Raw genomic sequence first — 23,827 nt, forward strand, 5'->3', positions numbered from 1 at the left:
CGCCCGTCCACCACGGGCGGCCACCCCTACGCACCGGGCCCGCGGAACCCGTACGTGCCGGGAGCCACCGGGAACCCGTACGCACCCGGCCAGCAGAGTCCCTACGCCCCCAACCCGCAGGGCCCCTACGGAGGCTGACCGGCCGAGGCGTTCCGGCGTCGCCGTCAGGCGACCGCGCTCAGCGTGTCCGCCAGCCTGCGCCGGGCCGAGCGGGCGGCCGGGAGGGCGGCGAGGGCGGCGGCTCCCAGCACCGCGGCGGCACCCAGCAGTACCAGGAGCGCGGGGGAGGGCCCCCGGGCGATTCCGGCGCCGATGCCGCTCGACCGTCCTTGGGCGTCGATCAGCCAGTGCGCCAGTGGCAGCCCCAGCCCCATGGCGACGAGCACGGCGGCCAGTGCCGTGCAGGAAGTGGCCGTGACCGTGATCGCGGTGATCTGCCGTGGGGTCAGGCCGATGGCCTTGAGCGCGAGCAGGTCCCGTTCGCCCTCGCGGACCGTGCCGCCGATCACGGTGAGCAGTTCGATCAGCCCGATCAGGGCGAGTACGGCGATCAGCCCGACGACGACCGCGCGCAACGGGGACAGCCCGTCGGCCGGATCGGTCACCGTGTGCACGTCCAGGTGGCCGTCGCCGGCGCTGGTCAGCCGGTCGGCGACGGTCCGCGGGTCGGCGCCGGGCTTCAGCCGGAGCTGGTAGAGGGCGGGCTCGAGGTCCGGGTCGTTGCCGCGGAGGGTGTCGAGCGAGGTGGAGATGACCCGTCCGGCGTTCTCGGGCTCGATGCTGCGGCCGACGATGTGCAGGATCTGCGGCCGGTCGCCGACGGTCATCCGCACCCAGTCGCCGACCCGTACGTGCAGCAGGTCGAGCAGCCCCTGCCCGGCCACCGCCTCGTCGGGCCCGTGCGCGGCGCGGCCCTCCGCCAGGGTGAACGGGTACGGCTCCTGGTGGGTGCCGAAGCCGCGCAGCGCGATCGTGGCGGTCTGGCCGGGGACCAGGGCGGCCACTTCGACGCCCGGATGGGCGGCCGCGACCTGCGGATCGCGTTCCAGCAGCGCGCGGGCCTCCCGGTCGCCGAGCGAGGCGTCGGCGCGGATGCTGAGCGCGGTGGGCAGCCCCATGTGCTCCGGGCCGCTGTGGAAGCGGTCGATGGTGCTCCACGCGCTCAGCGCCGTCACGATCAGCAGCAGCGGCAGGGCCAGCCTGGCCACCGTGCCCAGGGCGCGCGGGCGGCGGGTGAACGCCTTGTGCCAGCCGAGGACGAGTGCCGGCGGCACCCGCGCGCCGAGCGCCCGCCGCGCCACGCCCGTCAGCCGGCCGGCCTCGGGCGCCGCCGGCCTGGGTACCGGCACCGGCGGCACCCGGCCCGCCCGCCACGCCGCGAGCCCGGTGGTGGCGCCGATGAACAGCACCGCTCCCACGGGCACCACGAACAGCGTCACGGTGTGTCCGGGCAGCCCTTGCCACACACCGACCGCGTCCCCGAACCGCCCCGGAATCCCGCTGCCCAGCGCCTCGGCCAGCGCGGCGGCGGCCACCGCGCCCAGCAGGGCGTACCCGAGGTGCTGGAGCAGGAAGACGCGGACGACCTGTCCCGGTGTGAAGCCGATCGCCTTGAGGACGGAGATGTCCCGCAGATGCCCTCTGATCCGGGTGCTGATCGCCCCGTGCACGGCGAACCCGGCGGCGACCAGCGCGCCGAGACCGAACAGGCCCAGCACCTGGCCGAGCAGCCGGTTGTCGCCCTGCGCCTCGGCCCGTGCCTGCTGCCAGGTGGACACCTCGCCGATGGCGCCGGAGCCCAGCACGGTCACCGCCCGCTGCACCGCGTACTCGGTGTCCGCGGGGTCGGTCAGCCGCAGGCCGGTCACCTGGCCGTCGGGGTCGGTCACGGCGGACGGCAGGGCCCACACCAGACCGGGCTGTTCCCCCGGCCGGTAGCGTGGTTCGGCGCTGTCGGCGACGCCCACCACGGTCAGCTTCCGCGCGGTGCCGGGCAGGGTGAGGGTGTCGCCGGGCGTGGTGAGCAGGGCGCGGGCGAGACTGCTCTCCAGGACGACGCCGTCGGGGGTGGCGGGGTCCAGCCAGCCCCCGGAGGTGATCAGCGGACGGCCGGTTTCCGGCTGTTCGGCGGTGCCGCGCAGTTCGGCGGAGGCGCGGTTGCCGCGCGCGGCGAGGGTGACGGCGGCCGTGGGGTAGGGGCCGGCGACGGACTCCACACCGTCCAGATGGGCCAGCTTCGCGGCGTCGGCCGGGGCGGTCGTGTGCAGCGTGACGTGCGCGCCGCGTGCCTGGGTGAAGATTCGCTGCCAGGGGTTGGTCGCGTACCCGAACAGGGCCGTGGCCAGTAGCAGGGACGCGACGATGCCCGCGGTGGCGAGCACCAGGAACAGCGCCTCACCGCGGTGCGTGCGCAGATCGGAGTGCGCCCAGCGCAGCGTCGCTCGCACCGGCGTCAGCCCCTTCGCTCGTGCCGGGCGCCCGGACCGTCGTACCCACGCATGTCAGTCCTTGAGCTCCAGCACCCCGGATATGCCCCGGCCGCGCGCCGGTGTCCCGTCGAGCTGCGCGTCGTCGGCGATCCGCCCGTCGAAGAAGCTGATCACCCGGTCCGCGGCGCTCGCCAGCCGGGCGTCGTGCGTGACCAGCAGGATCGTCTGCCCGCGCCGGTGGAAACGGGACAGCAGTCGCATCACCTCACGGGTGCCCCTGCTGTCCAGACTGCCGGCGGGTTCGTCGGCCAGCAGCAGTGGCGGATGGTTGATCAGGGCACGGGCCAGCGCGACCCGCTGCTGCTCACCGCCGGACAGCTCGCCCGGCATGCTCCGCTCCTTGCCTGTCAGGCCCAGCTCGGCCAGCAGTTCCTCCCGCCCGGCGCGGGTCTTCCTCGGCGGGGTTCCGGCGAGCAGCGCCGGCAGTTCGACGTTGTCGGCGACCGACAGGTTCGAGACGAGGTTGAAGAACTGGAAGACGATCCCGATGCGCTTCCTGCGCTCCACCGCCCAGCGGGCCTCGCTGTAGGCGTCGGTGCGCTCGCCGTCCAGCCAGATGCTGCCGGAGTCCGGCCGCTGGAGCCCGCCGAGCAGATGCAGCAGGGTCGACTTGCCGGCGCCGGACGGGCCGGTCACCGCCACGAACTCGCCGCGCGTCACCCGCAGATCGACCCCGCGCACCGCGTGCGCCGGGGCTCCCTCTCCGTGGTGCGTCTTGACCAGGCCTTCGGCGCGCAGCACGGGAGTGGGGTTCTCACTCACTCCAGCTCCTCCAGCTCTTCCTGGCACCGCTCCAGCCAGTCGAGATCGGCCTGCAGGTGCAGCATCGCGCCCTCGATCAGCAGATGGGCGACGCGGTTGTCCCGGTCCTCGGCGGCGGCCAGCTTCGACAACTGCCGCATGGTGTTGAGGTACTGGCGCCGCTGGCGGTTGATCAGGGCGATCTGGTCGGCGAGCCCGGTCTGCGGGGCGAGGGCCAGCTTCATGAAGAACTCGTCCCGCACCCGCGGCTCGTCCGCGGTCTCCTCGTACCAGGCGCGCAGCGCCTCCCGCCCGGCGTCGGTGAGGTGGTAGACCTTCTTGTTGGGCCGGCCGGCCTGCTCGACGTCCTCGCCCTCGATCAGCCCCGACTTCTCGAGGCGGCCCAGGGTGACGTAGATCTGGCCGACGTTCGGCTGAGGGTACGCGGAGCCCAGCAGTTGCTCAAGGCCCTGCTTGAGCTCGTAGCCGTGGGCCGGGCCGCGGGCGAGCAGAGCCAGGAGGGACTGCCGCACTCGTGCTCTCCTCCCCGCGTCCTTCGTGTCACATGCCGTGCGCCTCGTTCCGCGCGCCCGGCACAATGTGCCGCGCGCCCTAGTATCGCCGATACCTAACAGGTATACATGGCTTCTGACCCCGGCAAGGGTGCCGGGTGACGGTGCACAGGGAGGAACCTATGCGGTGGATCCATGCCGCGGGTAGGGGCCTTCTCGTCCTCGCCGTGCTCCTGACTGTCTGTGTGGCCTCCGGTGCGCGGGCCGAACAGGCGGTTCCCGGCGGCGGGCGCGGTCCGCTCACCCTGGCCACCGCGGGGGACCTCACCGGCTATCTCGGCCCACTGCTCGAAGGGTGGAACCGCACCCACCCCGGCGAGGAGATCACCCTCGTCGAACTGCCCGACTCGGCCGACGAGACCCGCGCGCAGATGATCACCGACCTGCGCCACGCCGACCGCGGCCGCTTCGACGTGCTCAACATCGACGTCAGCTGGACCTCGGAGTTCGCAGCGGCCGGCTGGATCCGCCCGCTGCCGCGCGACCGCTTCCCGCTGGACACCTTCCTGCCGCGCGTGGTGGACACCGCGACCTACGACGACCGGCTGTACGCCGTCCCCTACGTGACCAACGCCGGGCTGCTCCTGTACCGCAAGGACGTCCTCGACGAGGAGGGCGTGGCGCCACCACGCACCTGGGCCGACCTGGAGCGGGCCGCGAAGACCCTCGCCCCGGCGCGCGGCCTTGACGGCTACGCGGGCCAGTTCCTGCCGTACGAGGGCCTGACCGTCAACGCGGCCGAGGCCGTCTACTCGGCGGGCGGCACCATCCTGGGCGACGAGGGCGAGCGCGTCACCGTCAACTCCCGGGCGGCCCGCGAGGGCATCGGGTTCCTCGCCCGCGGGGTCCGCGAGGGCTGGATCCCCCAGGAGGCGCTGACCTACAAGGAGGAGGAGTCCAAGCAGGCCTTCCAGGACGGCAGGCTGCTCTTCCTGCGCAACTGGCCCTACGCCTACGTCGCCGCGTCCGCCGAGGGCTCCGCGGTCGCCGGAAAGGTCGGCGCCGTACCGCTGCCGGGACCGGACGGGCCCGGGACGAGCGTCCTCGGCGGCTCCAACCTCGCCGTCGCCGCCCATGCGCGGCACCCCGACTCCGCCGCGAGGCTGATCGAGTACCTCACCAGCGAGCCCGTGCAGCGCCAGGTCCTCACCCGCGGCGCGCTGCCACCCGTACGGGCCGCGCTGTACGACGACCCGGAACTGGTCCGGCGGTTCCCGTACCTGCCGACGCTGCGCGAGAGCGTGCTCGCCGCCGCCCCGCGCCCCAAGAGCCCGCGCTACGACCAGGTGAGCCTGGTCGTGCAGGCGGTGGTGCGCGACGCGCTGACCGGGCGGCAGACGCCCGAGTCGGCGGTGCGACGGCTGGCGCGCGAACTCGCCGCCGTCTCCGCTCGCTAGACGCGCCGTCCGCGGACCGCACCCCGGGGTCCGCACGTCAGGGTCCGCACGTCAGGGTCCGCACGTCAGGGTCCGCACGTCAGGGTCCGCGCCCCGGGTCCGCGCCCGTCCGGCCCACCGGGCCTCTCTCCCGAACGTCCATGTCTAGTTATCCGTTATGTAACGCGGATGTCTCAACCATGCCTGATGTGCCTGAATACGCACTGATTTGCCTACGGCAACTGTCTGGTAGCTTGCGTCCGTTCATTGACACCTCCGCGACACACCTACCTAACATGCATGCATAACGGCGATGACGCCGTCGGCCGGGAATTCCGGGCCTCCGCACGCACAGACAGGTCCACGGGGTGAGTCCCAAGCACATCGACACCCACCGCTGGTGGCGCGACGCAGTGATCTACCAGGTGTACGTCCGCAGCTTCCTGGACAGCACCGGTGACGGCATCGGCGATCTCGCCGGGGTCAGGGCGGGCCTGCCGTACCTGAAGAAGCTGGGCGTGGACGGGATCTGGCTGAGCCCCTTCTACCCCTCGCCGCAGCACGATCACGGCTACGACGTGGCCGACTACCGCGACGTCGACCCGGTCTTCGGCGATCTCACCGAGTTCGACCTGCTGGTCGGGGCCGCCCGGCGGCTCGGCGTCAAGGTGCTGCTGGACATCGTCCCCAACCACTGCTCCAGCGAGCACCCCTGGTTCCGCGAGGCGCTCGCCGCGCAGCCCGGTAGCCCGCAGCGCGCCCGCTTCCACTTCGCCGACGGCCGCGGACCGGGCGGCGCCGAGCCGCCCAACAACTGGCACGCCATGTTCGGCGGGCCCGCCTGGACCCGGGTCACCGAGCCGGACGGCCGGCCCGGCCAGTGGTACCTGCACATGTTCACGCCCGAACAGCCGGACTGGAACTGGCGCAACCCCGAGGTCGCCGCCGACTTCGACCGCACCCTGCGGTTCTGGCTGGACCGGGGTGCCGACGGCTTCCGCATCGATGTCGCCGCCGGACTCTTCAAGCACCCGGAACTGCCCGACTCCCCGGACCCGGAGGCCGACGCCCGCACCCGTGACTCGGTCAACCCGCTGGCGTGGAACCAGCCCGAGGTGCACGAGGTGTGGCGGCACTGGCGCGAGGTGTGCGAGGAGTACACGCGGCGCGACGGCCAGGAGCGCCTCCTGGTCGGCGAGGTCTCCGTCCCGACCGCCCGAGAGCACGCGAGGTACGTCCGCCCGGACGAGCTCCACCAGGCTTTCTTCTTCGACCTGCTCGGCGCCCCCTGGAACGCCGACGCCTTCCGCAAGGTCATCTCCGAGGCCATGCAGGACATCGCCGGCACCGGCTCGACCGTCACCTGGGTCCTCAACAACCACGACCAGGTCCGCACCGTCACCCGCTACGGCGAACCCGCCCCCCAGGGCAGCGGCCTCGGCGCCGCCCGCGCTCGCGCCGCCGCGCTGCTGATGCTGGCGCTGCCCGGCGCCGCGTACGTCTACCAGGGCGAGGAACTGGGCCTGCCCGAGGTCGTCGACCTCCCCGACGACGTGCTCACCGACCCGATCTTCCGCCGCACCGGCAGCCGGGCCCGGATCCGCGACGGCTGCCGGGTGCCGCTGCCCTGGTCGGGACAGGCCTCCCCGTTCGGCTTCACCTCCGGCGCCGAGGGGGCCGCGCCCTGGCTGCCGCAGCCCGAGTGGTTCGCCGAACACGCCACCGACCGCGCCCTCGCCGACACCCGCTCCTTCTGGCACCTGTACCGCGACGGCCTGCAACTGCGCGCCTCACTGCCCCAGTTGGGCGAGGGCGCACTGAGCTGGCTGGAGACCCCGCCGGACGTCCTGGCCTTCGTCCGCGCCGACGACCTGGTGTGCGCCGTCAACTTCGGCACCGCCCCCGTACCCGCTCCGGCCTCCGGCACCCCGCTGCTCGCCAGCGGCCCGTGCCCGCCCGGAGTGCTGCCCGGCTCCACGGCCGCCTGGTGGATCAGCGGCTCCTAGATCCCGCCCACTTCACGTATTTCGAAGGGACATCAACGATGATGCGACGACGTACCACCCTGCTCACCGGCTGCACCGCCCTCGTGCTCGCCCTCGGCGCCACCGCCTGCGGCTCGGGCGAGCCCGTCTCGGCAGGCGGCGGGGACAAGGCGCTCGGCGGCCAGACCGTCTCGGTCGCCGGTGTCTGGTCCGGCAGCGAGCAGAAGAACTTCCAGAAGGTGCTGGACGCCTTCACCGAGAAGACCGGCGCCAAGACACAGTTCGTGTCCACCGGCGACAACGTCTCCACCGTCGTCGGCAGCAAGATCGAGGGCGGCAACGCCCCCGACGTCGTGATGGTCCCGCAGGTCGGCGTGTTGAAGCAGTTCGCCGAGCAGGGCTGGCTCAAGCCGCTGGACAAGAAGGTCCAGGGCACCGTGGACGCCAACTTCGCCGAGGTGTGGCAGAACTACGGCAGCGTCGACGGAACCCTGTACGGCCTCTACTTCAAGGCCGCCCACAAGTCGACCGTCTGGTACAGCCCCGAGGCCCTCGAACAGGCCGGGGTCACCCCGCCGAAGACCTACGACGCCATGCTGAAGGACGGGCGGACGATCTCCGACTCCGGCCTCGCCGCCTTCTCCGTCGCCGGCCAGGACGGCTGGACGCTGACCGACTGGTTCGAGAACGTCTACCTCTCCCAGGCGGGCCCCGAGAAGTACGACGCCCTCGCCGCGCACGAGATCAAGTGGACCGACCCGACGGTGGTCGAGGCGCTCACCACACTCGGCGACCTCTTCAAGGACAAGCAGCTTCTCGCGGGCGGCCAGAAGGAAGCACTGAACACCGACTTCCCCGGGTCGGTGGAGAAGGTCTTCGGCCCCGAGCCGGACGCCGCCATGGTCTATGAGGGCGACTTCGTGGCCGGCGTCGCCAAGGACCAGTTCGGCAAGGCCATCGGCACCGACGCGAACTTCTTCCCGTTCCCGCCGGTCGGCGACGGCGAGGCCCCGGTGGTCAGCGGCGGCGACGCGGCCGTGGTGCTCAAGGACGGCAAGAACGCCGAGGCCGGTATGGCGCTCCTGGAGTACCTGGCCACCCCGGAGGCCGCCGCCGTGTGGGCCGAGGCCGGCGGATTCCTCTCCCCGAACAAGAAGCTCGACCTCTCCTCCTACAGCGACGACGTCACCCGCGCCACCGCCGAGTCCCTGATCGAGGCCGACGACTCGGTCCGCTTCGACATGTCCGACCAGGCCCCGGCGGCCTTCGGCGGCACCAAGGGCACCGGCGAATGGAAGATCCTCCAGGACTTCCTGCGCGACCCGTCCGACCCGAAGAAGACGGCGGCCGAGCTGGAGAAGGCGGCGGCCAAGGCGTACGGGAACTGACGTCATGACCGCCACCCTGGTGAAAGAGGCGAGCCCGCCGGCTCCCTCGCACCCCGATCGTGCCCGCCGCCGGCGCCTGCGCCGGCGGGGGCGGATCGTCGCCGTGCTGTTCGTGCTGCCCGCGCTGCTCCTGCTGGGCGCGCTGGTCGTGTACCCGGTGCTGTTCTCCGTCGGCCGCAGCCTCTTCGACGCCTCCGGCACCCGGTTCGTGGGCGGCGGGAACTACACCGAGATGTTCCACGACCCGGCCACCCTCAAGGCCGTCCGCAACACCGCGATCTGGGTCGTGATCGCCCCCACCCTGCTCACCGGCCTCGGCCTGATCCTGGCCGTGCTGGTGGAGAAGGTCCGCTGGGCCACCGCCTTCAAACTGCTGCTCTTCATGCCGATGGCGGTGTCCTTCCTGGCGGCCGGCATCGTCTTCCGGCTCGCCTACGACGACGACCCCGACAAGGGCGTGCTGAACGCCGCCGCCGTCTCGGTCCACGACGCCTTCAAGGGCAGCTCCTCCTACCCGACGGCCCGCGCCCGCGAGGACACCGGCGGCGGGGGCGGCGCCGGGCCGGGCCTGACCAAGGAGGCCGACGGCGGGTACCTGACCGGCGCGGACCTCTCACCGGGCACCACCACGACCCTCGGCCTGGTCGGTGTCGCCCCCAAGGACCTGCCCGACGACGCCGCACCCGCCCACCCGGCGGCCACCCGGCAGGAGGCCGGCTCCGACGAGCTCCGCGGAGTGGTCCACCTCGACTTCACCCCCGGCGGGGGAGGCGAGCCGGGAGTGGTCGACCCGGAGGAAAGCGGACTGCCCGGGATGACGGTCGAGGCGGTCCGCGACGGACGCACCGTCGCGAGCACGACGACCGCCGCCGACGGCTCGTTCCGCTTCACCGGCCTGGACAACGGCTCGTACGCGCTCAGACTGCCCGCCGCCAACTTCGCGCCCCCCTACGACGGCATCTCCTGGCTCGGCCCCACCCTCGTCACCCCGGCGATCATCGGGGCCTACCTGTGGATCTGGACCGGGTTCGCGATGGTGCTGATCGGCGCGGGACTCTCCGCCCTGCCCAGGGACGCGCTGGAGGCGGCGAGGATGGACGGCGCGAACGAGTGGCAGATCTTCCGCCGGATCACCGTCCCGCTGCTGGCGCCGGTCCTCACCGTCGTCTTCGTGACCCTGGTGATCAATGTGATGAAGGTGTTCGACCTCGTCTACATCATCGCGCCCGGGCCCGTGCAGGAGGACGCGACCGTGCTCGCGACCCAGATGTGGCTGGTGTCGTTCGGCGGCGGCAACAACCAGGGGCTGGGCAGCGCGCTCGGTGTGCTGCTCCTGCTGCTGGTCGTCCCCGCCATGGTCTTCAACGTCCGCCGCTTCCGAAGGAGTCAGCGATGAACGCGATCCGGCGCGGCCTGGGCAACGCCGTGGTGCAGGCGTTCCTGGTCGTGATCGGCCTGGTGTGGATGACCCCGCTGGCCGGCCTGTTCCTGTCCTCGCTGCGGTCCGCCGAGGACACGGCCAAGGGCGGCTGGTGGACCGTGTTCGCCGGTCCCGGGCAGCTTTCCTTCGACAACTACGCGGCCCTGTTGAAGAACTCGGGCATGACCCAGGCGTTCTGGAACACCGTGCTGATCTCGGTGCCGACCACGGCCCTGGTCGTGGTCGTCGCGGCGCTCGCCGGATACGCCTTCGCCTGGCTCGACTTCCCCGGCCGCGAGGCGATCTTCCTCCTCGTGGTGGCGCTGCTGGTGGTCCCCGTGCAGATCGGGCTGCTGCCGGTCGCCAAACTCTTCGGCCAGCTGGGGCTGTTCGGCACCATCCCCGGTGTCGTGCTGTTCCATGTGGCGTACGGGCTGCCGTTCGCGGTGTTCCTGCTGCGGAACTACTTCGCCGAGATGCCCAAGGAGATGCTGGAGGCCGCCCGGATGGACGGCGGCAGTGAGTGGCGCATCTTCACCCGGCTCGTCCTGCCCGTCGGCCGCCCGGCGATCGCCAGCCTCGCCATCTTCCAGTTCCTGTGGGTCTGGAACGACATGCTGGTCGCCCTCCTCTTCGCCGACAGCTCCTCGCAGCCGCTGACGGTGGAACTCCAGTCGCAGATCCGCCAGTTCGGCAGCAACATCGATGTACTCGCGCCGGGCGCGTTCCTGTCCCTGGTGGTGCCGGTGGTCGTGTTCTTCGCCTTCCAGCGGCACTTCGTGCAGGGAGTGATGGCGGGCTCGGTGAAGTGACGGACACCGTCCCCACCCGGACAGCGCACGGACCCCCGCTTCGCGAGGAAGCGGGGGTCCGTGCGTGCCGTGCGGTGCGCGCGTTACGCCGACGCCGGCGGATACAGGGCCCGCGGCAGCTGTGAGGCCGCCGCCGCGTCCAGCAGCCACAAGGTGCGGGCCCGGCCGTACGCGCCCGCCGCCGGGGCCTGGATCTCGCCCGCGCCCGACAGGGCGATCGCCGCGGCCTCGGCCTTGTCCTCGCCGGCCGCCAGCAGCCACACCTCCCGGGCCGCGCGGATCGCCGGCAGGGTGAGCGTCACCCTGGTCGGCGGCGGCTTGGGCGCGCCATGGACGCCGACCACCGTGCGCTCCGTCTCCCGGACCGCGGGCAGTTCCGGGAAGAGGGACGCCACGTGTGTGTCCGGGCCGACGCCCAGCATCAATACGTCGAACTCCGGCACCCCGCCGTGGTTCGTCGGTCCCGCGGCACGGGCCAGCTCCTCGGCGTACGCGGCCGCCGCCGTGTCCACGTCGATGCCGTGCGGTCCGTCGGACGCGGGCATGGCGTGCACGCGCTCCGGATCCAGCGGCACCGCGTCGAGCAGCGCCTCGCGGGCCTGGGTGACATTGCGCTCCGGGTCGCCCTCCGGCAGGAACCGCTCGTCGCCCCACCACAGGTCGAGCCGGCCCCAGTCGACCGCGTCCCGGGCGGGCGCCGCCGCGAGCGCGGCCAGCAGGCCGTTGCCGTTGCGGCCCCCGGTCAGGACCACGGACGCCGAACCCCGCGAGGCCTGCGCGTCCACGATCCTGGTGATCAGCCGGGCCGCCGCGGCCTGCGCCATCAGCTCCTTGTCGCGGTGCACGACGAGCTGCGGTGTCGTACTCACTTCGCCGCCGCCCTGTTCACCGGGGCCTGCGCCGCCGCCGCGACCCGGGAACCTTCCGCAGCCGCTTCGACGGGAGCGAGTCCCCCTGCTCCTTTGGCCGGCGACTCACCCGCCGGCCGCTTCCCGGAGTCACCCGACGCCTCGGGCTCCCGCGCCGGCTCCTTCGGAGCCCCCGACGCCTCGTCCAGCACCCGCGACACCTCGTCGAGCGCGCTGGACGCCTCGGTCAGCCCGCGCGACACCGCCGCCAGCCGGTCGCCACCCGAAGCAGCCCCCGGCTCCGACGCCGCTACGGAAGCCGCACCGCGCGCGCCGCTCTTCAGCCGCTCGACCCCGTACCGCAGCGCCGACGCGTACGTGTCGTCCGGGTCCAGCCGGCGCAGCTCCTCCGCGATCAGCTCCGACGTGTCCCGGCGCTTGAGCGCCACCGCACGCTTGGGCTGGCCCTGGATCGACAGCGTCGCGAGCGAACCGTCGGCCCGGTCCAGCGCGATCGGGCCGCAGTCGGTCCTCAGACGGACCGCCGTGAGCCCGGGGCCGGCGGACAGCGAACGCTTCACGGGGACGTCCAGCCGGTCCGCGAGCCACATCGCCAGCAGCTCACAGCTCGGGTTGAACTCCTCGCCCTCCACCTCGACGCCCTGCACCTCGCAGGTCACCTGGTCCAGGGCCGCCGCCAGCATCGAACGCCAGGGTGTGATCCGGGTCCAGGACAGGTCGGTGTCGCCCGGGGTGTAGGAGTCGGCACGGGCCGCGAGCTCCCGTACCGGCTGCTCGCCGGCATAGATGTCGGTCACCCGGCGCTGGCCCAGCGCGCCCAGCGGATCGCCCGCCGGATTCAGCGGGGCGTTGACCGGCCACCAGACCACCACCGGGGCGTCCGGCAGCAGCAGCGGCAGCACCACCGACTGGGCGTGGTCGGCGACCTCGCCGTACAGCCGCAGCACCACCGTCTCACCGGTGCCCGCGTCCGCGCCGACCAGCACCTCCGCGTCCAGCCGGGACTGCGTACGGTCGCGGTGCGAGCGGGAGACGCGCTTGATGACGACCACCGTGCGCGAGGGATGCTCGCGCGAGGCGTCCCCGGCGGACTTCAGCGCGTCGTAGGCGTTCTCCTCGTCGGTCACGATGACCAGGGTGAGCACCATGCCGACCGCCGGAGTGCCGATGGCCCGGCGGGCCTTCACCAGCGACTTGTTGATCTCGCCGGCCGTGGTGTCCGTGAGGTCTATCTTCATGGCCGGCGCCAGCTCCGTCCGTCTCGCTCGAGCATGTGGTCCGCCTCGACGGGCCCCCAGGTACCGGCCGAATACTGGGCCGGCCTGCCGTGGATGTCCCAGTACTCCTCGATCGGGTCGAGGATCTTCCAGGACAGCTCGACCTCCTCGGTGCGGGGGAAGAGATTGGAGTCGCCGAGCAGGACGTCGAGGATGAGCCGTTCGTACGCCTCCGGGCTGGACTCGGTGAACGACTCGCCGTAGGCGAAGTCCATCGACACGTCCCGGATCTCCATCGAGGTGCCCGGCACCTTGGAGCCGAACCGCACCGTGACACCCTCGTCCGGCTGGACGCGGATCACGATGGCGTTCTGCCCGAGCTCCTCGGTCGCCGTGGAGTCGAAGGGGGAGTGCGGTGCCCGCTGGAACACCACCGCGATCTCGGTGACCCGGCGGCCCAGCCGCTTGCCGGTGCGCAGGTAGAAGGGGACGCCCGCCCAGCGGCGGTTGTCCACGCCCAGCTTGATCGCGGCGTACGTGTCGGTGTTCGAGGAGGCGTCGATGCCCTCCTCCTCCAGATAGCCGACCGCCTTCGCGCCGCCCTGCCAGCCCGCCGCGTACTGCCCGCGCACGGTGTCCCGGCCCAGGTCCTTCGGCAGTCGTACGGCGCCGAGCACCTTGGTCTTCTCCGCGGCCAGCGCGTCCGCACCGAAGGAGGCCGGCTCCTCCATGGCGGTCAGCGCCATGAGCTGGAGCAGGTGGTTCTGGATGACGTCACGGGCGGCGCCGATGCCGTCGTAGTAGCCGGCCCGGCCGCCGATGCCGATGTCCTCGGCCATGGTGATCTGCACGTGGTCGACGAAGGACCGGTTCCAGATCGGCTCGAACATCGTGTTCGCGAAGCGGAGCGCCAGGATGTTCTGGACGGTCTCCTTGCCCAGGTAGTGGTCGATGCGGAAGACCTGGTCCGGGGCGAACACCTCGTGGACGATCGCGTTGAGCTCCTCGGCCGACTTCAGGTCGTGGCCGAACGGCTTCTCGATCACCGCCCGCCGCCAGGAACCACTCGACTGGTCGGCGAGCCCGTGCTTCTTCAGCTGCTGGATGACCACCGGGAAGGAACGCGGCGGCACCGACAGGTAGAACGCGAAGTTGCCGCTCGTGCCCTGCGCCTTGTCCAGCTCCTCGATCGTGCCCCGCAGCCGCTCGAAGGACTCGTCGTCGTCGAAGGTGCCCTGGACGAAGCGCATGCCCTGGATGAGCTGCTGCCAGACCTCCTCGCGGAAGGGGGTGCGGGCATGTTCCTTGACCGCGTCGTGGACCTCCTGCGCGAAGTCCTCGTTCGCCCACTCGCGGCGGGCGAAACCGACCAGTGAGAAGCCCGGCGGCAGCAGACCCCGGTTGGCGAGGTCGTACACCGCCGGCATCAGCTTCTTGCGCGACAGATCGCCTGTGACCCCGAAGATGACCAGGCCCGACGGCCCCGCGACACGCGGGAGCCGTCGGTCTGCCGGGTCACGCAGCGGATTGCTGCTCGACAAGATGTCAGCCCTCCGAAGGGGCGAGGCGCGCGAGCTCCGCCTCGGTCGACTTCAGCAGGTCGTTCCAGGCCGACTCGAACTTGTCGACGCCCTCGTCCTCCAGCAGCTGCACCACCTCGTCGTACGAGATGCCGAGCCGCTCCACCGCGTCGAGGTCGGCGCGGGCCTGCTCGTAGGTGCCGGCGACGGTGTTGCCGGTGATCTCGCCCGACTCCTCGGTGGCCACCAGGGTCGCCTCCGGCATGGTGTTCACCGTGTTCGGCGCCACCAGGTCGTCGACGTACAGCGTGGCCTTGTACGCCTTGTCCTTCACACCGGTGGAGGCCCACAGCGGACGCTGCTTGTTGGCGCCCTCGCGCTCCAGCGCGCTCCAGCGGTCGGTGGCGAAGACCTCCTCGTACGCCTGGTAGGCCAGGCGCGCGTTGGCGAGGGCGGCCTTGCCGCGCAGCGCCTTGGCCTCGTCGGTGCCGAGCGCGTCGATCCGCTTGTCGATCTCGGTGTCCACACGGGACACGAAGAACGACGCCACCGAACGGATCTTCGACAGGTCCAGGCCGCGCTCCCTGGCCTTCTCCAGGCCGGTCAGGAACGCGTCCATGACCTTGCGGTAGCGCTCCAGGGAGAAGATCAGCGTGACGTTGACGCTGATGCCCAGGCCGATGGTCTCGGCGATCGCCGGGATGCCGGCCTCGGTCGCCGGGATCTTGATCAGGGTGTTGGGCCGGTCCACCAGCCAGGCCAGCTGCTTGGCCTCGGCGACGGTGGCGCGCGTGTTGTGCGCGAGACGCGGGTCGACCTCGATGGAGACCCGGCCGTCCTGGCCGTCGGTGGCGTCGAAGACCGGGCGCAGGATGTCGGCGGCGTCACGGACGTCCGCCGTGGTGATCATCCGGATGGCCTCTTCGACCGTGACCTTGCGGGCGGCGAGGTCGGCGAGCTGCTCCTCGTAGCCGTCGCCCTCGGAGATCGCCTTCTGGAAGATCGACGGGTTGGTGGTGACGCCCACGACGTGCTGCTGGTCGATCAGCTCGGCGAGGTTGCCGGACGTGATCCGCTTGCGCGACAGGTCGTCCAGCCAGATCGCGACGCCTTCGTCGGAAAGGCGCTTGAGTGCGTCTGTCATGGAAATTCCTTCTCCTACGTTTCGTATGTGAGCGTCAGCCCTGGGCTGCGGTGGTACCGGGGGTCGCGTCGAGTGCCTCGCGGGCCACGGACGCCACGTTCTCGGCGGTGAAGCCGTACTCCTTGAACAGCACCTTGCCGTCGGCGGACGCGCCGAAGTGCTCCAGGGACACGATGCGCCCGGCGTCCCCCACGTACTTGTGCCAGGTGAGGCCGATGCCCGCCTCGACGGCGACGCGGGCCTTCACGGCCGGGGGCAGAACGCTGTCCCGGTATCCCTGGTCCTGCTCCTCGAACCATTCCACCGACGGCATGGACACCACACGCGTCGGCACACCGGCGGCCTGCAGCTGCTCGCGCGCCCCGACGGCGACATGCACCTCGGAACCGGTGGCGATCAGGACCACCTGCGGCTGCGTGCTCTGCCCGGAGGGCCCTTCGGCCTCGAACAGTACATAGCCACCGCGCGTGGCGTCCTCGTTCGGCTCGTAGGTCGGCACGCCCTGGCGGGTGAGGGCCAGAGCGTGCGGGGCGCCCTTGCCGAACTCCTTCGTCCAGCGCTTGAGGATCTCCCGCCAGGCGGTCGCGGTCTCGTTGGCGTCCGCGGGGCGGACGACGTTCAGACCGGGGATGGCGCGCAGCGAGGCCAGGTGCTCCACGGGCTGGTGGGTCGGGCCGTCCTCGCCCAGACCGATGGAGTCGTGCGTCCACACGTACGTCACCGGCAGGTGCATCAGGGCGGACAGCCGCACCGCGTTGCGCATGTAGTCGGAGAACACCAGGAAGGTGCCGCCGTAGATGCGGGTGTTGCCGTGCAGCGCGATGCCGTTCATCTCCGCGGCCATGGAGTGCTCGCGGATGCCGAAGTGGATCGTGCGGCCGTACGGGTTCGCCTCGGGCAGCGGGTTGTCCGCCGGGAGGAACGACGACGTCTTGTCGATCGTCGTGTTGTTGGAGCCCGCCAGGTCGGCCGAGCCGCCCCACAGCTCCGGGACGATGGCGCCGAGCGCCTGGAGCACCTTGCCGGACGCGGCACGCGTGGCGATCGCCTTGCCCGGCTCGAAGACCGGAAGCGTGTCCTCCCAGCCCTTGGGCAGCTCACCGGCCGCGACCCGGTCGAACTCGGCCGCGCGCTCGGCGTTGTCGCTCCGCCACTTCTGGAACGACTTCTCCCACTCGGCCCGCGCCTGCTTGCCGCGCTCCAGCGCCCCGCGGGTGTGGCCGATGACCTCGTCGGTCACCTCGAAGGTCTGCTCCGGGTCGAAGCCCAGTACCCGCTTGGTGGCGGCCACCTCGTCGTCGCCGAGCGCCGAGCCGTGGGCGGCCTCGGTGTTCTGCGCGTTCGGGGCCGGCCAGGCGATGATCGAACGCATCGCGATGAACGACGGCCGGTCGGTGACCTTCTTCGCCTCCTCGATCGCGTCGTAGAGCGCGCTCGGGTCCAGGTCGCCGTCCGGCTTCGGGGCCACCCGCTGCACATGCCAGCCGTAGGCCTCGTACCGCTTGACGGTGTCCTCGGAGACGGCCGTCTCGGTGTCGCCCTCGATCGAGATGTGATTGTCGTCCCACAGCAGGACCAGGTTGCCGAGCTTCTGGTGGCCGGCCATCGAGGACGCCTCCGCGGAGATGCCCTCCTGCAGGCAGCCGTCACCGGCGATGCAGTAGATGAAGTGGTCGAACGGGGACTCGCCCGGGGCGGCCTCCGGGTCGAACAGACCGCGCTCGTAGCGGGCGGCCATCGCCATGCCGACCGCGTTGGCGACACCCTGGCCCAGCGGCCCGGTCGTCGTCTCCACGCCCGTGGTGTGCCCGTACTCCGGGTGGCCCGGCGTCTTCGAACCCCAGGTGCGGAACGCCTTCAGGTCGTCCAGCTCCAGACCGAAACCGGCCAGGTACAGCTGGGTGTAGAGAGTCAGGGACGAATGTCCGGCGGACAGGACGAAACGGTCCCGCCCGACCCAGTCGGCGTCCGAGGGGTCGTGCCGCATCACCTTCTGGAAGAGGGTGTACGCGGCGGGCGCCAGGCTCATCGCCGTACCGGGATGGCCGTTGCCGACCTTCTGTACGGCATCGGCGGCCAGGACGCGGGCGGTGTCCACGGCCCGCTGGTCCAGTTCGGTCCACTCGAGGTCTGCGGTGGTCGGCTTGGTGCTCACCCTGAGTCAGGGCTCCTCTCCACATGTTTCGGATGCCGGACGAGTACATACCGGCGAAGTCGAGCCTACCCCCGTAGGACGTGCTTCCTCCGAGCCCTTCCAGACTGCCGGGACTCCCGGCGATCCGCCTTCTGACTGGGCAGTATGCGCATTCGGCAGATGAATACGGAGCCGCTCATCCGGATGCTCAATCGAGCTCGGATCCCCGCGATGAGCGACCATGTTCAACACGAGCCGACCCCCGCGAATGTCCGGGTCTGGGCAACGTCTAAGGTGGCGTGGTACGCGCGAGCCTTTACCGCCACTTCATACGGGAGGGCTTGCTGGGATGTCTCTGTCAGGGGTGCGAGTGACGGCCGTTGAATCCCGTCCTGCGGGGGTAATCGGGACGAGCCAGAGCCCGAGTCACCGGCCGATCGGGGCCCGTGTCAAGGCGTTCGTGGCGTTGACCAAGCCGCGGATCATCGAGCTGCTGCTCATCACCACCGTTCCGGTGATGTTCCTGGCGCAGCAGGGGGTGCCCGACCTGCAGCTGGTGCTGCTGACCTGCCTCGGCGGCTACCTGTCGGCGGGCGGTGCCAACGCGCTCAACATGTACCTCGACCGCGACATCGACGCGCTGATGGACCGCACCTCGCAGCGCCCCCTGGTCACCGGCATGGTCAGCCCGCGCGAGTGCCTGGTCTTCGGCGTCGGCCTGGGCGTCGTCTCGACCCTGCTGTTCGGCCTCGCCGTCAACTGGCTGTCCGCCTGGCTCTCCCTCGGCGCGCTCCTCTTCTACGTCGTCGTCTACACGATGATCCTCAAACGGCGTACGTCGCAGAACATCGTGTGGGGCGGCATCGCCGGCTGCATGCCGGTGCTGATCGGCTGGTCCGCGGTCACCAACTCGATGTCCTGGGCGCCGATCGTCCTCTTCCTCGTCATCTTCTTCTGGACGCCGCCGCACTACTGGCCGCTGTCCATGAAGGTGAAGGAGGACTACGCGCGCGTGGGCGTGCCGATGCTCCCGGTGATCGCCTCCAACAGGGTCGTCGCCCGGCAGATCGTGATCTACAGCTGGGTCATGGTCGCGGTGTCGCTGCTGCTCACCCCACTCGGCTACACCGGCTGGTTCTACACCGCGGTCGCGCTGGCCGCGGGCGGCTGGTGGCTCTGGGAGGCGCACGCGCTCCTCAACCGGGCCAAGTCCGAGGTGACCGGCGGCAAGCTCAAGGAGATGCGGCTGTTCCACTGGTCCATCACCTATGTGTCGCTGCTCTTCGTGGCCGTCGCGGTGGACCCCTTCCTGCGGTAGGCCCTCCCGAGCAGTCGTTCGACGGGTGGGGTCCGTGGCCAAGGCCACGGACCCCACCCGTCGCCGTTCGATCTACCCATCGGTAGCATCCTGGTCATGGCAGACACGCAGCAGTCGGACCCGAAGGCCGAGCAGACCTCCGAGCAGCGGGCCGAACAGAAGGCCGAGCGCAAGGCCGACCGGAAGGCGGCCAAGCTCGCCAAGCGGATCAGTGGCTTCGCCACGGCCCACGGCGGAGCCGAAGGCCAGATCGCGTACCTCGGACAGCGCGGCGCCCGGATCGTGCTCGTCGGTGAGGACGGCGCCTGGGGCGACCTGGTCGCCCACTCCTACCCCATCGCCCAGAAGGCGGCCGAGCGGGCGGGCCTCACCCTCCACGACGACTTCGACGGCGAGTTCGCGGCCAAGGTCAGGACCGGCCGGTACGAATGGACCCGCATGGCGGGCCTCCAGATCGGCGGCCCGGCCAACGGCTGAACCACGCCTGCGGGCGGCGCCGGCCCGGCGGGGGACGCAGGGCCGCGCCACGGCAACCCCGCGGCCGGGCAACACCTACTCACCGGTTCACCGTTAGGCCCTGCGAAGCCGGCGCAGCGCCCACCACCGCACCTGCCTGATGCCGGACACCGCCGGAGACGCCGAGTGGCGCCACCCGACTCGGGTGTACGAGCAGCTCTTCAAACGGACGGTCACCCCCGGTCACCCGGGCCGAGCTGCACCGCTTCGGCCGGGTCCTGCACGGTGCGCCGCCCGTGGACGTACTGCCGCCGGTGCCGGACGGTGACCTCGCCGCGTTCGTGGTGCGCGACCAGCGCGACTTCTGGCGGCGGGAGGTGGACCGGGACGCCCACTGGACGCAGGACGTACGGGTCGACCTGGGCCTGCTGACCTTCGCCCGTGCCACGGTCACGGTGCGCGAGGGCCGACTGGTCTCCAAGCGGGAGGCCCTGAAGGTACTGATCGCCCTCGGCGCCCCCGGCGAGGTCGTCGAGGACATCCGAAGGTGGCGTTACCGGGACTCTTGCAGAAAGCCCCGGCGTTCGCGCCGGGGATGAATGCATCTCAGGACTGCTCTGACGTGCACCTTAGAGTGGACGTTTTTGCTGCTCGATGTACTGGCGGACGATCGCCAACGGTGCTCCGCCGCACGATGCGGAGAAATACGAGGGCGACCACAGGTGCCCGTGCATGATGGTGCGGTTGATCCGGCCGGTGAACTCTCCCCCGGCCTTCGGCCGGAAGGTGCCCCCAGCCGTATCCGGCGAGCGGAGACGCCCTTGAGGCTGTTGACCAGCTTCGAGACGGCGACCTGGGGGTGCCGTTAACGAGCGGCGAACCAACCGACAAGTAACCCGCTGGTAGCTTTCAGGACTTCGCGGCTGTGGTCTTCTTTGACTGGCGGGGCACAGTCTTGGTCTTGTCGAGGTGCCCGTAGACCGTGGAGCGGGGGACGTTGAATATATCGGCGATCTGTTGGACGGTCTTCTCGCGGGCGTCGTAGAGCTGCTGGGCGAGTTCGGCCTGGTCGGGGGTAAGGCGGGGCCGGCGCCCGCCGACTCGGCCGCGGGCCCGTGCGGAGGCGAGCCCGTCGTTGGTGTTAGCCACGATCAGCTCGCGCTGGAGCTCAGCGAGTACGGACAGCATCCTGAACATCGCGCGGCCTTCCATCGTCGAGGTGTCGATGCCCTGCTCGATGACATGCAGGCCGATGTCGCGCTCACGCTAGGTTGGCGCCGAGGGTCACCATGTGCAGCACGGAGCGGGAGAGTCGGTCGAGCCGGGTGACCTTCAACGTGTCGCCCCCGCGAAGCAGCTGCATGACGAGGTCGAGCTTCGGGCGGGACGCCTTAGCCTGGATCCACCGATGATCATGGAGGGCAGACTGTGTCCTCCCAGGTCAACCAGTCCTTCGGGGGGTAGTCGATCTTCACCTGAGAGGTGAAGGCGCGGAACGGCTCAATCGGGCCGCTGACCTGGACTAAGGCTGCTCGGGTCCGGTTTTCGTCGGTGGATTCAGGCTTAGCGCCGCTCGCGGTATCGACATGGATGTTGTCGCGGTCGACGCCGGCCCGCAGCAGGGCGTCAATCTGATGATCGGGGTTCTGGTCGGCGGTCGAGACCCGCGCGTAGCCGATGAGCATGTGTCGGAATCTATCGGTCCGACCGTTCTCCGACATTGATTGCCGACGCGAGTTGTCGACAGTGCTCACCTGCGGGTTCGTGATCGCGGGGTGGAGTGTCGACAGACGGTCGTTTGCCGACACTCAGGGCCAGCCCCCGGCCGCTGTCGGATCACCCCGCGAGTCGTTCCCGGGCGTACTCGCGCAGCTCGATCATCGGTTGCTCGGTCCGGTCGTCCAGGCGGCGGATGAGTGTGGAAGCGAGGTCGATGCAGCGAGTGGCCCCGGAGTCGAGGGCGGTGTCGAGAGCGGCGCGGGCATCGGCCGCGGCAGCGGAGGCGTCGCGGTCATGGAGCGAGCCTTCGGCCCGGTAGGTCAGGAACACCGCTCTGGTACGGGACCGGCGTGGATCGAGCTCGCCCAGTCCGGAGTCGATTGCGCTGCCAGCGCGACCGGGGTCGCCGAGGTCGAGCCAGCAGCGTCCGGCGTCGGCGTTGACATCCGCCATCGACATCCAGGACACCACGGGGGGTGTGTCCTGCGGGCGAATCCGGTCCAGCTCGGCCTCGGCGGATGCCAGGGCACGCCCGGTTCCAGTGTGATCTTGGAGTACGGCGCAAGCCCGTGCGCGGCGTACGTCGAGCAGGGAGCGGGCGGCCGGCGTACGGGTCCGGGAGCGGGCATGTTCCAGCACTTTGATCGCATCGGCGGGCCTGGACAACCAGGTTGCCTGGTAACCGAGGTCGGAGAGTGCGACCGCGGCGAGATCGCGGTCCCCGGCCTGGTGCGCGGCGTGGACGGCGGCCTGCCAGTGGCGTTGGGCGTCGGCGTGCCGGTCGGCATCGAAGCGCAGCCATGCGGCGCAGTGCGCGAGGTCGGCGGCCACGGCGTGGAGGCGGCGGCCAATTGCTGAGCTGTAACGGTCCTGGGTGATCAGGTCGATCGCAGTGTTCAGATGGGCGTCGATGAGGCCAGAGACCTGCCGGTGCGGCCCGGCGGCAAGGGTGCGCAGTTCGCTGGAACGCTGCTCCAGCCACCTCAGGAGTTCCTCGTCGATCTGTTGTCCACCCAGGGCCTGGGACAGGTGGCGTGGCTCGATGCGGGCCCAGTCGGCAGCGACCTCGATGAGGGTGCTGCTGCTGAGTACCAGGAAGGATCGTCGGTCCATGCGGGTGATCTGCACCTCTCTCAGGGCGGCCCGGCTTCCCGAGGGGCTGAACGGGGCGGGCTGTTCGAAGGCGGGCAGCCAGTCGGGCCATCGGAGATGTTCGATCGCGGCGGTGGGAACATCGAGGACCTCTGCCAGCAGCAACTGGCTCTCCTCGCTCGGTGTAGTTCCTGTCTCCCAGAGCCAGATCCGGTTTCGGTCGATACCGCTGCGCAGGCCACGCCTGCGGGCCTGCGCACGGAGCAGACGGGCGAGGTCCTCTCCGGACCAGTGGTGACTGCGGCGCAGGTGCGCCAGCGGATGACGGTCCAGATCCATGTCGCCCCTCCGATACTGACGCCGCTCCTCCACCATGCCGTACTCGGGCGGGGGTTGAGGGGGCTTCACCGAGGCCGGGCACACACCGGCCACACAGTCATCCCCTGGAGCTCGGCGGGGCCTGGTGGTGTCCTCGACGGCGTGACGCCGCGCATCCGCGCGGCGCCGTCGAGAAGGGCTGGTCCTCGCGTGAACACCAGGGATCGCTTTGCTGATCTGTCCGGCGCCACCGTCACCGTGACCGGAGGCTTCGGACTGGTCGGCAGCCGCATCGTGCACAAACTCCGCGCACTGGGCGCCAAACCGCTTGCCGTGGGCCGACTGGACGCCTACGGCAGTTCCGTCTACTCCTCCGTGTTCGGCATCTCGCCCGGGGACCCGGACGTCGTCGCCGGCGACATCACCGACGCCGCGCTGATGAACGACCTGCTGTCGCGCAGTGATTACGTCATCCACGCCGCGGCGCTGGCCGACGTCGCGGAGTGCACCCGCAATCCGGCGGCGGCGCTGGAAGCCAATATCCGCGGTACCCAGACCGTGCTGGATGCAGCGGCCCGGCACAGCGGCGCGCTGAGGCGGCTGGTCTTCGTCTCCTCGGCCAGCGTCTACGGCGTCGGCAACGGTTCGCCAGATACGGGGGCCCGCTTCAGCGAGGAGGACGTGCTGACGCCCGGGTCGGTCTACGCCAACACCAAGCTGTGGGGCGAGCATCAGACCGCCCTGGCCCTGGGCGGCGCCGACGACTCGTACGCGATCGTGCGGTACTTCTCCGTCTACGGGGAGCCGCAGGTGGTCAAGGAGAACAGTCACAGCTGGGTGGTGGCCTGGTTCGCCATGCGGGCCGCGCTCGGTCTGCCGCTGCACCTCAACGGCGGGGGCCACCAGGTGCGGGACTTCGTGCACGTCGACGACATCGCGGAGGCGACCCTGCTGTCAGCGGTGACCGAGCGCGCGGACCGTACGACGCTCAACGTCGGAACCGGCCGCGCCACTTCCATCCGGCAGGTCGCCGACCTGGTGCGCCGCCAGCATCCCGGTGCGCGGATCATCGAGACCCCGCGGCCACAGGGCGATCCGCTCGGTGCCTGCGCCGACATCACCCGCATGCGCAGCGTGCTGGACTGGGCTCCGCAGGTGGACATCGAGGACGGGGTGAGCCGCTACCTGAAGTGGCTGGAGCGGACCCCACAGGCGATTCCGGCGTGGCTGCACACCGAGGCCCAGGCCGCTGCGTGA

The 23,827-nt window shown here is 70.8% G+C and carries 20 protein-coding genes and 2 pseudogenes; 9 read left to right on the forward strand and 13 right to left on the reverse strand.

Features of this window, described 5'->3' with window-relative positions; translation table 11 throughout:
• Positions 1-164: 164 nt before the first annotated feature.
• From ACFPZI_RS13045 to ACFPZI_RS13055, 3 genes are read right to left on the reverse strand one after another with little or no spacing between them, the layout of a single operon-like run.
• Complete coding sequence (locus ACFPZI_RS13045; protein ID WP_381362515.1) at positions 165-2,447, reverse strand: ABC transporter permease; 2,283 nt, start codon at positions 2,445-2,447, stop codon at positions 165-167.
• Positions 2,448-2,501: 54 nt separating this feature from the next.
• Positions 2,502-3,251, reverse strand: coding sequence for an ABC transporter ATP-binding protein (locus ACFPZI_RS13050; RefSeq protein WP_381362518.1), 750 nt, complete (start codon positions 3,249-3,251; stop codon positions 2,502-2,504).
• Positions 3,248-3,763, reverse strand: coding sequence for a PadR family transcriptional regulator (locus tag ACFPZI_RS13055; RefSeq protein ID WP_381209931.1), 516 nt, complete (start codon positions 3,761-3,763; stop codon positions 3,248-3,250). The genes ACFPZI_RS13050 and ACFPZI_RS13055 overlap by 4 nt, the downstream gene beginning before the upstream one ends.
• A 161-nt stretch (positions 3,764-3,924) precedes the next feature.
• On the opposite strand from ACFPZI_RS13055, the gene ACFPZI_RS13060 reads away from it, so the two are divergent.
• The 5 genes from ACFPZI_RS13060 to ACFPZI_RS13080 all read left to right on the forward strand — a co-directional run bounded on the left by ACFPZI_RS13060 (position 3,925) and on the right by ACFPZI_RS13080 (position 10,783).
• The gene (locus ACFPZI_RS13060; RefSeq protein WP_381362521.1) at positions 3,925-5,199 is read left to right on the forward strand and encodes an ABC transporter substrate-binding protein; all 1,275 of its coding nucleotides are present in this window, start codon (positions 3,925-3,927) and stop codon (positions 5,197-5,199) included.
• A gap of 362 nt (positions 5,200-5,561) precedes the next feature.
• Complete coding sequence (locus ACFPZI_RS13065) at positions 5,562-7,184, forward strand: glycoside hydrolase family 13 protein (RefSeq protein WP_381362942.1); 1,623 nt, start codon at positions 5,562-5,564, stop codon at positions 7,182-7,184.
• A gap of 38 nt (positions 7,185-7,222) precedes the next feature.
• Positions 7,223-8,551, forward strand: a complete 1,329-nt coding sequence (locus tag ACFPZI_RS13070) for an ABC transporter substrate-binding protein (protein ID WP_381362524.1) — start codon at positions 7,223-7,225, stop codon at positions 8,549-8,551.
• 4 nt (positions 8,552-8,555) lie between these two features.
• Positions 8,556-9,947, forward strand: coding sequence for an ABC transporter permease (locus ACFPZI_RS13075; protein WP_381362527.1), 1,392 nt, complete (start codon positions 8,556-8,558; stop codon positions 9,945-9,947).
• On the forward strand, positions 9,944-10,783 hold the full coding sequence (locus ACFPZI_RS13080) for a carbohydrate ABC transporter permease (RefSeq protein WP_381362528.1): 840 nt from the start codon (positions 9,944-9,946) through the stop codon (positions 10,781-10,783). Before ACFPZI_RS13075 ends, ACFPZI_RS13080 begins: the two co-directional genes overlap by 4 nt.
• A gap of 83 nt (positions 10,784-10,866) precedes the next feature.
• Here ACFPZI_RS13080 and pgl read toward each other — a convergent pair whose 3' ends face one another.
• From pgl to tkt, 5 genes are read right to left on the reverse strand one after another with little or no spacing between them, the layout of a single operon-like run.
• On the reverse strand, positions 10,867-11,652 hold the full coding sequence (gene pgl, locus ACFPZI_RS13085) for a 6-phosphogluconolactonase (RefSeq protein WP_381362530.1): 786 nt from the start codon (positions 11,650-11,652) through the stop codon (positions 10,867-10,869).
• Entirely contained in the window at positions 11,649-12,890 is a 1,242-nt protein-coding gene (gene opcA / locus ACFPZI_RS13090) for a glucose-6-phosphate dehydrogenase assembly protein OpcA (protein ID WP_381362533.1), read from the reverse strand. The genes pgl and opcA overlap by 4 nt, the downstream gene beginning before the upstream one ends.
• Positions 12,887-14,410 carry a glucose-6-phosphate dehydrogenase gene (gene zwf / locus ACFPZI_RS13095; RefSeq protein WP_381362536.1) on the reverse strand — a complete coding sequence of 508 codons (1,524 nt, stop codon included), beginning with the start codon at positions 14,408-14,410 and terminating at the stop codon, positions 12,887-12,889. The genes opcA and zwf overlap by 4 nt, the downstream gene beginning before the upstream one ends.
• A 4-nt stretch (positions 14,411-14,414) precedes the next feature.
• Positions 14,415-15,533, reverse strand: coding sequence for a transaldolase (gene tal, locus ACFPZI_RS13100; RefSeq protein WP_381362539.1), 1,119 nt, complete (start codon positions 15,531-15,533; stop codon positions 14,415-14,417).
• Between the two features lie 34 nt (positions 15,534-15,567).
• Entirely contained in the window at positions 15,568-17,688 is a 2,121-nt protein-coding gene (gene tkt, locus ACFPZI_RS13105; RefSeq protein ID WP_381362542.1) for a transketolase, read from the reverse strand.
• A 328-nt stretch (positions 17,689-18,016) separates the two neighbouring features.
• On the opposite strand from tkt, the gene ACFPZI_RS13110 reads away from it, so the two are divergent.
• The 3 genes and pseudogenes from ACFPZI_RS13110 to ACFPZI_RS13120 form a co-directional block, all read left to right on the forward strand.
• On the forward strand, positions 18,017-18,985 hold the full coding sequence (locus tag ACFPZI_RS13110) for a heme o synthase (RefSeq protein WP_381362545.1): 969 nt from the start codon (positions 18,017-18,019) through the stop codon (positions 18,983-18,985).
• A 96-nt stretch (positions 18,986-19,081) separates the two neighbouring features.
• Positions 19,082-19,462, forward strand: coding sequence for a hypothetical protein (locus tag ACFPZI_RS13115; RefSeq protein ID WP_381362548.1), 381 nt, complete (start codon positions 19,082-19,084; stop codon positions 19,460-19,462).
• A 124-nt stretch (positions 19,463-19,586) separates the two neighbouring features.
• Positions 19,587-20,040, forward strand: a pseudogene (locus ACFPZI_RS13120) (nucleotidyltransferase); the annotation flags it as partial.
• Between the two features lie 30 nt (positions 20,041-20,070).
• Here the strand turns inward: ACFPZI_RS13120 and ACFPZI_RS13125 are convergent.
• From ACFPZI_RS13125 to ACFPZI_RS13145, 5 genes and pseudogenes are all read right to left on the reverse strand, one after another.
• Positions 20,071-20,169 (reverse strand): annotated as a pseudogene (locus ACFPZI_RS13125) (transposase); the annotation flags it as partial.
• A gap of 181 nt (positions 20,170-20,350) precedes the next feature.
• Positions 20,351-20,653: a helix-turn-helix domain-containing protein gene (locus ACFPZI_RS13130; protein WP_381362551.1), complete on the reverse strand. Its 303-nt coding sequence runs from the start codon at positions 20,651-20,653 to the stop codon at positions 20,351-20,353.
• Between the two features lie 49 nt (positions 20,654-20,702).
• Complete coding sequence (locus tag ACFPZI_RS13135) at positions 20,703-20,804, reverse strand: recombinase family protein (protein ID WP_381362554.1); 102 nt, start codon at positions 20,802-20,804, stop codon at positions 20,703-20,705.
• A 49-nt stretch (positions 20,805-20,853) separates the two neighbouring features.
• Positions 20,854-21,126: a recombinase family protein gene (locus tag ACFPZI_RS13140; protein WP_381362556.1), complete on the reverse strand. Its 273-nt coding sequence runs from the start codon at positions 21,124-21,126 to the stop codon at positions 20,854-20,856.
• Positions 21,127-21,277: 151 nt separating this feature from the next.
• A complete protein-coding gene (locus tag ACFPZI_RS13145) occupies positions 21,278-22,591 on the reverse strand; it encodes an XRE family transcriptional regulator (protein ID WP_381362559.1) in 1,314 nt (437 codons plus the stop codon).
• A gap of 189 nt (positions 22,592-22,780) precedes the next feature.
• Here ACFPZI_RS13145 and ACFPZI_RS13150 point away from each other — a divergent pair, with 189 nt between their 5' ends.
• Complete coding sequence (locus ACFPZI_RS13150) at positions 22,781-23,827, forward strand: NAD-dependent epimerase/dehydratase family protein (RefSeq protein ID WP_381362562.1); 1,047 nt, start codon at positions 22,781-22,783, stop codon at positions 23,825-23,827.

This window comes from Streptomyces chlorus (assembly GCF_042655885.1).
GTDB classification, from domain to species: domain Bacteria; phylum Actinomycetota; class Actinomycetes; order Streptomycetales; family Streptomycetaceae; genus Streptomyces; species Streptomyces chlorus.